General features: G+C 39.6%; 16 protein-coding genes. 3 read left to right on the forward strand and 13 right to left on the reverse strand.

All coding sequences use genetic code 11. From position 1 onward, the window contains the following. Window positions 1–210: 210 nt before the first annotated feature. Window positions 211–1,104: an AraC family transcriptional regulator gene (locus I6J02_RS20730; RefSeq protein WP_201679662.1), complete on the reverse strand. Its 894-nt coding sequence runs from the start codon at window positions 1,102–1,104 to the stop codon at window positions 211–213. A 286-nt stretch (window positions 1,105–1,390) separates the two neighbouring features. Here I6J02_RS20730 and I6J02_RS20735 point away from each other — a divergent pair, with 286 nt between their 5' ends. Then, window positions 1,391–2,197 carry a helix-turn-helix domain-containing protein gene (locus tag I6J02_RS20735; protein WP_236582203.1) on the forward strand — a complete coding sequence of 269 codons (807 nt, stop codon included), beginning with the start codon at window positions 1,391–1,393 and terminating at the stop codon, window positions 2,195–2,197. Window positions 2,198–2,290: 93 nt separating this feature from the next. Here I6J02_RS20735 and I6J02_RS20740 read toward each other — a convergent pair whose 3' ends face one another. From I6J02_RS20740 to I6J02_RS20790, 11 genes are all read right to left on the reverse strand, one after another. Continuing rightward, window positions 2,291–3,025 carry a superoxide dismutase gene (locus I6J02_RS20740; RefSeq protein WP_201679663.1) on the reverse strand — a complete coding sequence of 245 codons (735 nt, stop codon included), beginning with the start codon at window positions 3,023–3,025 and terminating at the stop codon, window positions 2,291–2,293. Between the two features lie 23 nt (window positions 3,026–3,048). Further along, complete coding sequence (locus tag I6J02_RS20745; protein WP_236582204.1) at window positions 3,049–3,540, reverse strand: c-type cytochrome; 492 nt, start codon at window positions 3,538–3,540, stop codon at window positions 3,049–3,051. A 24-nt stretch (window positions 3,541–3,564) separates the two neighbouring features. Further along, window positions 3,565–4,509 (reverse strand): transporter, encoded by a 945-nt coding sequence (locus I6J02_RS20750; RefSeq protein ID WP_201679664.1) that lies wholly within the window; start codon window positions 4,507–4,509, stop codon window positions 3,565–3,567. A gap of 14 nt (window positions 4,510–4,523) precedes the next feature. Then, window positions 4,524–5,585 (reverse strand): cytochrome-c peroxidase, encoded by a 1,062-nt coding sequence (locus I6J02_RS20755; protein ID WP_201679665.1) that lies wholly within the window; start codon window positions 5,583–5,585, stop codon window positions 4,524–4,526. Window positions 5,586–5,587: 2 nt separating this feature from the next. Next, window positions 5,588–6,460 (reverse strand): MbnP family protein, encoded by an 873-nt coding sequence (locus I6J02_RS20760; protein WP_201679666.1) that lies wholly within the window; start codon window positions 6,458–6,460, stop codon window positions 5,588–5,590. A gap of 4 nt (window positions 6,461–6,464) precedes the next feature. After that, window positions 6,465–7,565, reverse strand: a complete 1,101-nt coding sequence (locus I6J02_RS20765) for a cytochrome-c peroxidase (protein WP_236582205.1) — start codon at window positions 7,563–7,565, stop codon at window positions 6,465–6,467. After that, window positions 7,566–8,447 (reverse strand): MbnP family protein, encoded by an 882-nt coding sequence (locus I6J02_RS20770; RefSeq protein WP_201679667.1) that lies wholly within the window; start codon window positions 8,445–8,447, stop codon window positions 7,566–7,568. 20 nt (window positions 8,448–8,467) lie between these two features. Further along, window positions 8,468–9,313: a FixH family protein gene (locus tag I6J02_RS21875; protein ID WP_236582206.1), complete on the reverse strand. Its 846-nt coding sequence runs from the start codon at window positions 9,311–9,313 to the stop codon at window positions 8,468–8,470. A gap of 283 nt (window positions 9,314–9,596) precedes the next feature. Further along, complete coding sequence (locus tag I6J02_RS20780) at window positions 9,597–9,920, reverse strand: hypothetical protein (protein ID WP_236582207.1); 324 nt, start codon at window positions 9,918–9,920, stop codon at window positions 9,597–9,599. Window positions 9,921–10,074: 154 nt separating this feature from the next. Beyond that, window positions 10,075–10,944 carry an AraC family transcriptional regulator gene (locus I6J02_RS20785; RefSeq protein WP_201679669.1) on the reverse strand — a complete coding sequence of 290 codons (870 nt, stop codon included), beginning with the start codon at window positions 10,942–10,944 and terminating at the stop codon, window positions 10,075–10,077. Between the two features lie 49 nt (window positions 10,945–10,993). Further along, window positions 10,994–11,371 (reverse strand): hypothetical protein, encoded by a 378-nt coding sequence (locus tag I6J02_RS20790; protein ID WP_236582208.1) that lies wholly within the window; start codon window positions 11,369–11,371, stop codon window positions 10,994–10,996. A 112-nt stretch (window positions 11,372–11,483) separates the two neighbouring features. Between I6J02_RS20790 and I6J02_RS20795 the strand changes: the two genes are divergently transcribed. Both I6J02_RS20795 and I6J02_RS20800 read left to right on the forward strand, forming a co-directional pair. Beyond that, complete coding sequence (locus tag I6J02_RS20795) at window positions 11,484–12,356, forward strand: aminoglycoside 6-adenylyltransferase (RefSeq protein ID WP_201679670.1); 873 nt, start codon at window positions 11,484–11,486, stop codon at window positions 12,354–12,356. A 45-nt stretch (window positions 12,357–12,401) separates the two neighbouring features. Next, window positions 12,402–13,388, forward strand: coding sequence for a hypothetical protein (locus tag I6J02_RS20800; protein WP_201679671.1), 987 nt, complete (start codon window positions 12,402–12,404; stop codon window positions 13,386–13,388). Between the two features lie 74 nt (window positions 13,389–13,462). Here the strand turns inward: I6J02_RS20800 and I6J02_RS20805 are convergent, their stop codons facing one another. Next, window positions 13,463–14,425, reverse strand: coding sequence for a helix-turn-helix domain-containing GNAT family N-acetyltransferase (locus I6J02_RS20805; RefSeq protein WP_201679672.1), 963 nt, complete (start codon window positions 14,423–14,425; stop codon window positions 13,463–13,465). Between the last annotated feature and the right edge of the window lie 133 nt (window positions 14,426–14,558).

The raw sequence follows: 14,558 nt of genomic DNA on the forward strand, positions 1-14,558 counted from the left end.
TCAACGCCAAAAATGAAGATTAAAAAAATCTGCAGAAAAAAATGAAGTCGCCAAAATTTGTCTAAAAGTCGCCTACGTTTTCAAACGTGACAAAAGGCTAACAAATCAAATTAAAACTGTAAAACAACCCAAAATAACAAGAAATCTTAACTTATTAATTATCAAATATGACAAAAAGACAACAGTCTGTAAAGAGGTAAAACAGACTAATCAGAACAAGTCATCCCGTTTGTAATCTGAAGGATTTTGTGCGGTATGCTTTTTAAAAAATTTACTGAAAACAGCCTGATCTGAAAAGTTAAGTTGCTCAGCAACCTGGCTCACGTTCGAATTTGTATTTCGCAATAATAATTTAGCTTCTATAGTCAGAATCTGATTGATAATATCTCTGGGAGTTTTGGACATTGTCTTCCGGATGACACGACTCAGGTATTTTCTGCTGATACATAATTGATCTGCATAAAACTGAATATCATGATGTTGTACAAAATGCTGACGTGCAAGTGCGAAAAATCCGGTAGTTATCTCTTCCTCCCGGGAAGTAAGAAACTGGCTAATTTCATTTTTCTTAAAGTAATTATCGATTTCATACATCAGTAGAGAAAAATGATGCCAGATCATTTCATTGAAATAATAATTATCGCTATCTGGTTGGTTTAGCTCAGCCAGTTCTTCCATATGAAACATGAGTCTTCTGAACAAAGCCTTCTGTTGTTCAATAACACCGGAGGGGTGATCCGTCAACCTCCTCAGCATATCATTGGACTTATAATTGAAACCGGCATCATTAATAAATTCATTAGAGAAAAATATCTCTTTAGCTTTATAATCCGCGGAAATATAATCAATGATAAAAGATTCACGAAGTACCGTATAAATAATATCACCGGCTTTGACTTCAAATGACTTATCATCTACAGTAAAACTTCCTTTCCCTTCATTAATAAGCACTATTCCTGAATAATTGGCTTTGTACCACATATTGACTTTAATCATCAGATTATCCCGGTCAGTATCAAAAACAATATAATCCTTTATCCTTACATTAGCATTCACATGCTCTACAAGATCTTCCAGATTAAGAATCGAAATTTGATGTTCCATATAGCCTACATTCCATTTAGAGAACATAAAGATAAGCTTAGTTATCGAAAAACAAGCGCTTCTCCTATGCAGGAAAATGCCTGTATTATTCGAATTGCAATCCTGTAAAATCAACTTTTAAGATGATTGAAATTACTTACGGATTAGGTTTAGACCATTTGATCAGCAAGCCCTGAAACTTATTATCAAATTCTCCTTTCTCCGTAAATTAATTATATTTATGTAAGCAATTGATCACACAACTATACACAGCTATTTCCCAAAATAGACTTTAATTCAGCTTACTATGTCCAGATTATCTATGCAAACTGCGGGCAGTTTGTCTAATTTTTCGGATGGTACATTAGATATCCGACTATTTAGTTTCTTGAATACCACATTTCATCACCATCAGCTGAATCAGTTGATATCCCCTGAGAATGATGTACTTTACCTGCATACGGAAAGTAATGTACTGTATATCCCGGATAAGTATTATGCGTGGATTCCTGCAGGTACAGTGTATAAGTTAATTTCGAAATCCAAACAAATCAAACTGACAACCTTATTCTTGGAGTCCGAAAAAAATGAAATCCATTCTGATTTTTTTTACACTTTAGCCGTATACCCTCCGAATACTTTCATAGAAGAGTTCCTCCAATTTGGATTCCGACACTGGAAAGAAACAAAACATACAGGACTCCAAGATTCCTGTATTTCAACCCTTAAGCATATACTTCCGGTAACTCTTTCTACTCCTTTAAAACTATTTGTACCTGTCCCCGAGTCGGAGGTTTTACGGGAAATAATTGCATACATTCAGCAGTACTTCAACGGCCCGCTTGATGTTCAGCATCTTACACAAAAATTCCATCTTTCTGAACGGACTTTATCAAGATGGTTAAAAAAAGAAACAGGCAGCACCATATTTCAATTTGTCAAATCCGTCAGAGTGCAGAAAGCTCTTGAACTCATAGAAAGCAGCAATATGGAGATCGTCGAAATCACGCATGCTGTAGGATACAATAGTCTTTCTGCCTTTAGTTCTGTATTCAAAGAATTTATGGGAGAATCGCCTCAGGAATATAAAAAACGACTCCTCAAGGAAAAGTGATTTCTGAAATTAACAAAAAAACAGGTATAAAGCTCGACTTTATACCTGTTTAGAAAAAATACTGATAGCGATTGTGCCCGTCTGTATTATTCTTTATCCTTTAGCGGATTTATCAAAATACTGCTGAACCTTATCCCAATTGACTACTGACCACCAGCTATTTACATATTCTACACGTTTATTCTGATAATGCAGATAATAAGCATGCTCCCAGACATCCAGGCCAAGAAGAGGTACTCCTTTAAATGCAGAAATATCCATCAACGGATTATCCTGATTAGGTGTTCCGCCGATTTTGAGTTTACCCTGATCAGCTACCAACCAGGCCCAACCCGATCCAAACTGTGATAAGGCCGCTTTTGTGAATTCTTCTTTAAACTTATCAAATGACCCGAATGCTGTGTCAATGGCTTTTGCCAGACTGCCCGCCGGTTTGTTATCTGTACGTACAGGTCTCAATACCGACCAGAACAATTCATGATTATAGGCTCCTCCTGCATTATTACGAAGTTTGCCGGAATACTTTGATATATTTTTCAAAAGATCCTGTGCCTGCTTTACATCCACTTTTTCTGCTTCTATAGCTTCATTGGCAGCTACCACATAATTGTTATAGTGTCTTTCGTAATGTATCTGCATAGTCTGTGCATCAATAGCCGGCTCCAGATCAGCATAGGCATAAGGCAACGCTGCCTTAGCAAAGCGGAATTTATCTGCGCCTCCTAATATTGACGGAACTGCCGATCCGGTCAATACCTGTGTCATCAGTAGTCCTGTTGTCAAACCAAGACTATTTTTAATAAAGGTTCTTCTGTTCTTGTTTTCCATATTATGTGTTTTTAACAGCTTATTTATTTTGCATCCTCTTGTCTCAGATATTCTAAAATAGATTTTGCTTCTTGTTCGTTAAGTCCCATATTCGTCATCATACCGTCGTATGACTGACTCAGTGATATAGCATCCGGATCTTGTGCCAGCATCTGATCGGGTGTCAACATCATATTGAGTATCCATTCAGGTGTTCTTTTCTTCGTAACACCATAGAGTGCCGGTCCGATTTTATCTTCCTTTACTTCATGACAGATAGTACATTTGACTATAAAGAGCTTATTGCCCTGATCTGCCAATTGAGCATCAAATGGTTTTCTATCAAAATGATTAACACCACCTACCCCCTTATTTCCTTCTCTCAGATAATCATGGACTGGAGCCTGTACTTCCTTTTTATCCGCTGTCTCTTCCTGATTTTTCTGTATGCCTGATTTTGAATTTTCAGAAGTACAGGAGGCTATACAAGAGACCATTAAATAAAGTATCAAATATAACGTACTTGTTGCTTTCATGGCTATGAATTCCTAAAATATTTGTTAAAAACTATAGGAAATATGAGTCATAAACCGATCCCCGGCTTTGGCACGTCCATCAGCCAGCTGTTGCCCCATCGGAGTCTGATAATTCCCGCCCAGAGAGACTTTACCGATATTCACCTCTATTCCTGCTACCGCAGTGGTCGAATAACCACCGGATTGAGCTACATCATATTGACCATACACGACATCCTTAGGCTGAGTCTCATAAATAACACCCGCATTCGGAGCAATACGAACCTGATTCCTTATATTGAATTTGTAATACAAAAGACCATTTGCAGTAAACTTATTGGCATACCGGTAATCGTATTTATTTGCTGTATTTAGTTTATAAGTACTATTGACATTGAGCCCCAGATCCATGAGACGGATATCATAAGCCAGGTTGATCATAAAGTCAGTACTGGCGGTTCCCAGCTGAAAGTTATTAGGCGAATCCTGAGAAACACCGCTACGTTCGGCATTATCGTACTTTCCTGTAGGAGCTTTAAGACCCCCTCCTATCCACAGTGAATGTGCCAGCAGCTGATCTGCGGATGTACTGGTACTCTTTTCAAATAATTTATAATACCCCATAACCACGACATCGCCTAATCCGTCTTTCTTACCTTTTTCTCCGGAACCCTTAATATATCTGGTATTAAAATTATAGGGCAGTATAGCCATGATACGCCATTTGGTTCCGATATTCCAGGCTCCCCACAACTCCATACTTTGATAAGTTTCGTCTGCCGTAATAGGTGTCCTGTTCCCCGTCGGCCCTAAATGTGTGAGCAACGACTTGTGCTGATAGCGCAGTCCTATAAAACGTTTGTTAAAGTCAGGTAATATTCCTAGATAATAACTACCGACTCCACAGCCACATATATCACACGCATGTGCATGTGGCAGAAGCGACAAAGAAAACAGGATTGCTAAACATATATATTTTATTTTTTTCATGATTGTAATTCTAATTATTTGACAACAAAGCCTCCGATTTCCGGTTCGGCCAGTAGTGGATTGGTAACAAAAGCCCGGTCATTAAGCGTATTCAGAAAAGCCAGCAGATCTTCCTTCTCTTCTTCTGTCATCGGTATTCCCAATCGGCCGTCCTTCTGCCTGAAAACCGGATCTAATGTCGGAGAATCGACCATGCCGTTACGATAGTGCTCGATAACTCTGTTAAGTGTCAGGAAACGTCCGTCATGCATATAGGGGGCGGTATAGGCCAGATTACGCAGGCTCGGCACTTTGAATTTATATTTATCAGCGGGATTCAAGGTTACAGAGTCTCTTCCGATGTCATTCGATCTGTTTGGAGCCAATCCGTTGTTACGGTAGGTGCGATCTGTAAACAGGGGTTCACTGTGGCAGGTAGAACAATTTTTCTGAAAGAAAAGGTATCCCTTTTGTTCAGACGCTGTAAATGAAGCACCGTCTTCGTTTCGTCTTACTTTATCATATGTGGACTGATCACTGACGGCCATCAGCATAAACTGAGACAATGCCTTAAAAAAACGTGCATCCGTAATTTCCTCCGAACCAAAAGCTTTTTTGAACAAAGCCGGATATTCGGGATGTTCCCGCAATTTGCGTAACACATTGGGAACCGTTTCATCCATTTCTACCGGATTGGTAATCGCATTTACCGCAGCCAGATCCAGATCAAATACACCTCCATCCCAAAAGAATTCTTTCTGCCAGGCCATATTCATAATGGGCATCGGATTACGGGTACCCAGACGATCATCAATACCATGACTCACATCGTGTCCGTGATGTGTAAATGCCGCTGATTGTATATGGCAACTTCCACAGGCGATGGTATTGTTGCGCGAAAGACGGGGTTCATAAAACAGACGCTTCCCTAACTCAAAACCTTCTCTGCTGATTTCATTACGTGAAAAATCATAAACAGGATCAGGAAAATGAGCTGATTTCTTAAATCCGGGAAACAGATCCGGTAATGCATCCTCTCCTTTTTTACAGGCCCAGATCAAAAGGGACAATATCAACAGTACACTAATCTTCTTCATAGCTATAACTCGTCTTCACTTTTCACAAAATTCTCAGTATGATCATGGGAAAACATAGCCGGAAAATTGTTCGCAATATGGACACTGTATTCGCTGAACATCACATTAGGGTGAGCAACTATACTGAATGCATTCGGTCCGTTAAAAATCTTCATAATATCCACAAAGAGATGCGCATTGCTACGCATACCTTCTCTGACCTGAGCAATGCCGGCAGACTGAAGATCTACGGTTATCGTCTTGATATTATTGAGTGTAGGTGCATTGTATCCGCCGAAACCGCCAATATGGTATTTGAATTGTTTATTGCCGGTCGGATCCCCCTGCTGATTATCGGATATAAGATCACAGTACCCTTCCAGCTTCAGGAAAATATAGCCACTATTCCAGCCCCAGTACATCCCTCCTCCTTCATGTCCGGACTCGGGATTGAAAGATAATACCCCTGTTCTCTTTTCTACCGGCATTGTGCTTCGCAGGCTGTCTACTCCTAATACAAACTGTACTTTTGAATAGTCACCTTCCGGCACACGTACTCTGGTAAACCGGGTAGTACGGTCCGAAGCATTGACCAGAAAATAACTTTCTTCCTGAGGGACAGTATAAGTGGACCCATCATTCTTATACAGTTTGATATTACTGATAAAATACTGTAACTGCTTAATTCTAAACTTCTCTCCCTTTGCATTTGTATAACTCCGGGGTTCAAAACCAAGTGTCTCTTCACCGACAATATTGTCAAATTCAATAGAAAATTGTCCCATTTTATCTGCATCCGGTTCCGGAGCATTATTTTTACTGCAAGAGGTAATCAGCAATAAAGCCAGCAACAGACCTGCTGCCGTTAAACATTGTTTTAAAGTTGATATGTTCATTCTTTTATTTTTTATTAGGGTTTGAAAAACGAGTATTGTTTAAAAACTGTTCGTCAGTAAGGGCAAGCAGGAAAGCCTTAATATCAGCCTCTTCCTGATCGGTCATAGAAATACCGGTATTACCGGACGAGTCATACAGCATCCGGTCTGTAAAAGCACTGGCCTTTACACCAAAGCGATAATGATCCAGGACCTGATCTAATGTGGCAAAACGTCCGTCATGCATATATGGCGCACTGACAGCTACATTGCGAAGTGTCGGTGTCTTGTAAGCTCCCATATCTTTTCGCTCTAAACTGATGCGGTACCGGCCAAGATATAGCCATTCATCAGACAGATCGCTGAAATCGGCATCTAGTCCATTATTATGAAACCGGTAATCCGTAAAAAGCTCTCCTGAATGGCAATTTCCACACTTTTGCTTTACCAGAACCTGTCCCCGATGTTCGGATGCAGTGAGTTCCTTTAGTGATCCCGAACGCAAGTAAAGGTCATAACGCGAATCATCGGATATCAGTGTACGTTGAAACTGAGCTAATGCTTTCGCAACACCTTCAGCGGATGGCGCTTCACCGAATGCCCCATAAAACAGTTTTCCGTAGCCGGCATCTGCCTGCAGTCTGGCCGTGATATCTGCTAATGACATACCCATTTCATCAACATGTGTCAGCGGTCCAAAAACCTGCGATTCCAGATTTTTGGCTCCACCATCCCAGAAGAATCCCTGATCTGCCCAGGCCAGATTCAGGAGTACCGGAGAATGTCGCGCTAATGGCTTGCCCGATACTCCTGCATGTGAAAGAATTGCATCATCCGCAAATGCTCTATCCTGATGATGACAGCTGGCACAACTTACCTGCATATTGGCAGAGAGCTGAGGATCATAAAATAATCTTCGTCCCAATGCTATTCCTTGTACAGTAAGCGGATTGTCAGGCATGTCAACAGGGGCACCAAAATATGCAGGAGCGTCCAGACGATAAATCGTCGGAAATGACTCTTCCGTTCCATCCGGCAAAGTAATCTCCTTCTGACAGGAGAATACCATAACCAGAGTGACAGCAAAAATTATGTGCCTTACGAACGACATGTTAATTCTGTTCATTTAATTTTTAACAGGAACTGAACTCGTATTTTTAAGCGTTATAGCACTATTGATGAAATTATCTTTCAGCCTGATCATCAATGCCTTTTTTGTCTGGCTGATCACGCTGTTGTTCCATGGATCATCTACATTGACCAGCTTCTTTACATCCACTTCCATAGCTACTGAAGGAATTTGTTGGGCATCGATGACAATGTTTTTTTCAAATTGGATCTCCTTTTTGCTGTACAGATCATTGGAAGCATAATCCCAGAAGAAAGCCTGGCTTACCGCAGCCTGCGGAGCAGGTTTGACCCAGGTCATTTTTCCGTTGAGAACAAAAAACTTATAACTGGTAAACCACATCCATTCTTCAAAGGCCATCCCATTCAGAGAAGACAATTCTCCGGCCCGCAGGCTCAGATTGTCATTGTATCTGGAGTCTACTCCTACCCCAAAACGAATCGCTTTGTATTCTCCTGAGGGAATATGTTCAATAGCAATTTCCTCCCGTTTATTCGCCGGATACTGTTTATTGTGAGAACCTCCCTGCACCGGAATTTCGATATTCTCTTCCACTAAGTAATACGCATCCGGTATGTTGACTTCTTCTCCTGTAGTTGTAATCAGACTGACATTACTGATCCAGTATCGCAGCTGATTAAATTCATATTTCAGATCGATAGTACCATTGGCACCGGAAACTTTGTAATCATATGCTGTATTAAGTTTAAAATCTTCATCTCCGTACCGCGCATCGAAAATTAGTTTAGCCTTTCCTGTTGAGGCAGATTCGCCGGGCACATTGATATACTCCGTCTCTTTTCCACAGGAAAAAAGAAAAAGACTACCCATAAAAAAGAAGATGAAAGAAACTTTCAGGTTTATATTTTTAGTTTTCATATGTATTTACATTATTTGATTTACTTTACCTCCACAGGGAAAACGAGACTATCCTGAGAGACAACATTCCCATCCTTTAACAAGGTGGCTTTGATAAGCCATTCTCCCGGCATAGAGAGTTGAACAGTTCCTTCGTAACGTCCACCTCCCGTCCCTTCTGCATTCTTATTCCCGGAAGAACCATGTCCCATAGCTGGCATAAAAGGCTCTAAAGTAATGCTGTAACCATCCAGTTCCGGAAAACGATCTTTATCAGTTTTATGAATTACAAATCGGATCGGATTGCTACCTTTCTTTATTTCAGCGGGCAAAAGGCAGGAAACAAATACACGTCCGTCATCTTTGGTACCTGTAGGCAGAGTACGGGCATATTTTGCTTCCTTTACAGGCAGATCAAAGCTCAACGTATCTGTCTTTCCATGCTCTGTCAGGAATGTATGGAACTGCCAGCCTTTACCCATACCCTCCATATTGGCCATAATAAACACAACATCAGCCTGATAAATTCCGGATCCTTTGGAAATCAGTTTTTGAAACGGCCCGGCATGCGACATCATACCCATATGCATAACAGGTCTGTAATCGATACCCATATCCGGTACAGCATTTCCGTTTGTATCTGCTACTTTCAGATATAAAGTCTCATATCCGGTATACAGACTATCCATGCTCCATAACGATACATGCCGGTTTCCCAATAACGTATCACCTCTGCTTATCAATTTGGAAAAGTCGATTATCTGATTTACAGTATCCTTTTCATATTCACTTTTCAGGTTACTGCTTTTTGTGGCGTCTCCACAACTGTATATAAATATTAGACAGATCATCCCTAAGAAACCTGCTTTCAAATTGTTTTTAATCATCTTTAATAAGTCGTTTGAATTCCAGGAGAGCCAGATAAACAGCTCACTTAAAGCTTATCTGTTCTCTTCGGATTTAGGATATACCGCATCTCTGAACATTATCAGACAGATGTAATCAGTATATTATTAATTGTTATAACCGGGAGATAAAGCACACATTATTTTCCCCGTCTGCAGGATATAGCGCATAGCATACTCATGTAAATAGCATTACTTATTCTTCAGCGGAATAAAAACGGATGCACTCAACAGGCTGTTTCCTGATGATGTGATCTCCGGAAAATCAGATGCTGATGAGCGGGGGTCTGAAAATGAAAACGACAAACTGAAAACTGTAGTTACAGATAAGTCCGGATAGGTTTATGTCAGGAATAAGATGGAAGCGAGGTTTATGAAATTCAATTTTTTCTACCTCATGAAAAAAGGCTGCAGATTCCAGTTTCTGCGAAACTTGTTTACTTTCCTTTTCTTCCTGTTTTTTGAGTTTTTTCATCAGAATACATTGGCCGTTACAATGTAATTCCGGTCGGGATTTGTTTTCACAATACTGCAGATACAGCGATTTATTTGTACTGTAATCGACGACAATAGCAACCCTTACAAACATCTGCATAACAAATGAGAGCAATAAGACATATATAAATAACTGTTTTGTCAAGGTTACCTCTTTCTGCAAAGATACGTAGCTGCATTTTTCCGGCATTTCACTATACGTATCTGTTATTTAATATTTTGAAACAAAGATGATGATAGTCACCACTCTAATGAACACTTCGTCTGTACGATTCGGGTGTATATCCTATATTTTTTTTAAAAAATGTAATGAAATAGGAAGGGCTTTCAAATCCCAGTTCATACCCGATTTCTGCAATCGAAAGTGTTGTATGTTTTAATAATCTTTTGGATTCCGTAAGAATCCGTTCTTTGATTATTTGCCCGCTGGTCATGCCCCTGCACATCTTGCACAACTTGTTTAGATAATGCAGCGTAATATTCAATTCATCGGCATAATACGAAGGGCTTTTATGCTGAATAAAATTATGTTCCAGCAGTTTCTGAAATTTCATTACTTTGTCGTGAGCGTGTCCGTCAGCTAAAGATGGAATATGCACATTGCTATGTCCGTCTATTTCATGTAACAGGATATTGAGATAAGATCGCAATACCTTTATATCTCCTTTGCCAACTGCAAATTCCTGCAGCATCAGATCCGACAGACTGCTCCACTTAGACTCCTCCTGCCTGGAAAGGCCAAAGAAGCAATTGCCATTTTCCTTAAAAAAAGAAAACTGATAAAGTATGTTGCTATTAAATCGTAACGAGAAAAAATCCTCTGTAAATGCTATAATGAAACCCGTTGAATCCGGTTCCAGTTTTATACTGTTTACGCTATTAGGAGTACTGCATATGACTGTCTCATTATGATCCGATTGAATGGTAGTATCGTCTATCTGCACCACACCAGATGCTTTTGTCAGATAAAGGAGCATACAAAAACGTTGTTTGTGAGGCCTGCGTAACCAAAGATTACGAACGGAACATCTTTCCAGCGTTTCCATCCAAAACAAAGTACAGTCTGCATTAAACATACTAATATCATAAACAGGAATGTTGTCCATCTGCTTATCCATATAAGATGAATTAATACTAAATAATTAAAAAAATACGTACGATTATAAATCAGACAAGGGATACCGGAGGATGGAATATGGATGAAGGATTTCCTGATGGCAAAAGGTCAGATGTAAACGGAGGGAATTTGCGTTCATAGTCAGGATTTACAGCTTTTTTTTGCTGCTCAGCAGATCTGAGCTGAAAGAAAGCATACACATCAGAAATCTTTTGCTTGGCTGCCTGCTGTTCACTTTCCTTCTCTTTTTTCAACCGTTCTTTTAATACACAGGAGCCTTTACAGGTGGCTACCTTATCAAACCGGTTGACACAGAGATTGACTGCTATATATTCCTGATTAATATAGAATGAGCTCACGATCCAGACCCTGTTGAAGGACTGTATCAGCATAATTGCCATCAGTAATATGGGAAGAAATCTTTTCAAGTCGGACAAAACTACAAATAAATGTGCTATTATTATAAAGCATTACTGCAACGGGTGAATACGAATCAGAAATTTAAAAACTAAAATCAGGATCAGATTGTTATCAGCAGCAATGAGAACAGCCTCAGAAATACAAAACATGATCGTAGCTTTCGGGGAAACGGATTCGCGTATCCGCGCTATCCTTTTGAACGGATCAAGAGCAAATCCTGCTGTTAAACCGGACAAATTTCAGGACTATGATATCGTCTTTGTAGTGAACGAAATAGACAGTTTTACGAAAGATCCTACATGGATTGATATTTTCGGAGAGCGGATTATTATGCAGCTTCCTGATGCGATGACTTACCTTACAGATGATCCCGGGCAGGATTCGGAATCTTTTGCTTACCTGATGCTGTTTACAGATTTCAACCGCATTGATCTTACCTTATTCCCCGTCAATAAGTTGGATTCTCATAAACAGGACAGCCTGACGACCGTTTGGTTAGATAAAGATGGTCTGTTTGCGTATATTGATGAAAGCAGCGAAAGGGACTATTACATTAGCAAACCTGCAGAACAGGAATTTGCGGAAACCTGTAACGAATTCTGGTGGGTCAGTACTTATGTAGTAAAAGGTCTTTACCGGGAGGAAATAACATATGCTAAAGAAGCATTTGACCTGCATATCAGACCCATGTTTATGAATGTCCTTGCATGGAAAATCGGTATGGAACATAATTTTGAAGTTACATTCGGCAAATCTGGAAAATACATGCAACAGTATCTTTCGGAAAAGCATTATCAACGCATTTTAAACACCTATGCGAATCATAATATAGAAGAAAACTGGAAAGCACTATTTACAATAACAGAGCTTTTTGCAGAGTTTTCGATGGAAGTAGCGGAAAGATTAGCGTTTCCCATAGATAGCATCCAGCAACAAAACGTCATGAAATATATTCAAACGCAGTATGCATTATTTCAAAAAGAAGAATTGTAAAAACAAAAATTCAGATTATAAAAACATATAAAGCACAGTCAGATCATGATCAAACTTGCAATAAAAGACAGGTTTACACTTCCTGAAAACAGTTACATACTGGACAGACGAAGTATCGTCCTCGATAATGGCACCTTTGTAACACTTGTGGAAGAGCTGGAAGGAGTTACTCTCGTGACATTGGCTAACGGACATATGAGAAAAATAGTAGCCGATTCAAGTGAAGCTTTCGAAAATCATCATAATATGATGCTGTTTGCTTTTAAAGCACAGATTGGCCTGGTGGAAGATCTTTCCAATTTGAAACTATTTAATACTGATCTGGATATTTCTGCTGAAATAAGTATTACGGGTAAGGAACTCTTCGGTGCGTATAGCATGTTTGGCCTTACCCCCAGAATAAGTGGAGTGTCTGCTATCCGGCAGATTAACAATACCTATGCTATTATCTTCTCTGAACCTATTACCTCACAAAACAACAGATATCTGGCATTTCTGCATATTGATTTGAATAAGCAAACAGCTCAGTGGCAACAGGTAATAAGTCTGAATGCTGATGATTACCCTATGGATAGATTTGGTGGATTTGAGGCTGAGGAAATCCCAAAGGAACCTCCCATAATAGGGCATGTTATTTCAATGGATAATAAATTGCTGGCTTTCGCAGAGGGATCAGATACGATGAGTCTTAACAGATATGGAATGGATTTCTACACCTATGGAGAAATAGATTCTTCCGGAAAGCTGATAAACCGGCTTCTAGAACAAAAAGGATTTAAAAGGGATACGAAGAAGCACGGCGTAAGAGGCGTATTCAGTTCTTCACAGCAATACCTCATTCTGACTCCGGTATTCAAAAGTGACGAATGGAAGGGAAAACAGAAATTATTTTCAATAAAAGACAACAATCTGCTGGATATTGAGCTTCCCCGTGGATCAAAAGATTTTAAAGTGATTGAACATTTTAATGAAGAATTCTGGCTCACCAACAACAGAAATGAAATACTGTGTTGTAGCCTCATAAGAGAATAGAAATAATGTCAGATAAAAAATGTGTCCCGGATTTACTGTCTTCCGGAACACATTTTTACGTCTCTCTATAAAAATCAGGCATCCTTATCCAAAACCAACGCCATCTGTATATTACATCGCTTATAAGGAGTAGCATGCCCGATGATCTTTTCAAATCCTAATTTGTAATAGAGGTTTATTGCCGGGGTAAGTATGGTATTGCTTTCCAGATAAATTTTGGCAGCCCCCAGACTTCTGGCTGTTTTAACAATTTCCTGTCCCAGCAATAAACCAATATTTTTACCCTGTGCAGCCGGTGAAACAGCCATTTTTGCCATTTCATAATCATACTCCGCATCATTCATCTTGATCAATGCGCATACACCAAGAGGCTCCCCGTTGTAAAGCGCAACAAATATAGCTCCTCCTTTGTCCAGAATGTATTCCTGTGGATTGTCCAACGCTTTATAATCGGCTTCTTCCATTTCAAAATAAGTGGAAATCCAGTCCTCATTGAGAGACCTAAAGACAGACTGGTACTTCGGCTCATACCTTACAATCTGTACCGCTTTACTCTCCCGTATTTTGCGCTGTTCCTGGACCCGTCTCAATAAAGATTTCTGCTCTAATAATACTTCCCACTCTTCAATAGCAGCCCAAAGATCATGTCTGGCTTCATTCATTACACTTTCTACGGCAGCTTCCACATCCTGACATTGCACACGGATCTTTTCAGAAAGTTCTTTTCCCTTTTCGGTCAGTCCCACCACATTACGGCGTTTATCGTCCGAATCCAGATTGTCCGCAATTAGTCCTGCAGTTCCCATTTCACGAATAATTTTGGTAACTGAAGGTTGAGAATGCCCGATTTCAGAAGCAATTTCAGAAATAGTCTTTTCCCCCTCTTCCGCGAGCATAAAAAATACAGGAAACCACTTTGGCGAAAATTCCATATCATAAAGTTCATACACCTTAGCTGCATCTTCCGTTACTTTAGCGGTCAGCAATCGAAGTCTGCTTCCTAAAGCCATCTTTCCTGTTTTATTAAAAAATTCCATAGTAAAATCTTTGAACGTCAATTGAATCATCAAATTTCCAAATCACATCGTCAACAAAGTAGCTAACTACATAACTGGTTATGTAAAATTAAAACTTTATGTTTTTTTTCCAAATAATTTTTAAAAATTATAT

Source organism: Sphingobacterium spiritivorum (assembly GCF_016725325.1).
Taxonomy (GTDB): Bacteria; Bacteroidota; Bacteroidia; order Sphingobacteriales; family Sphingobacteriaceae; genus Sphingobacterium.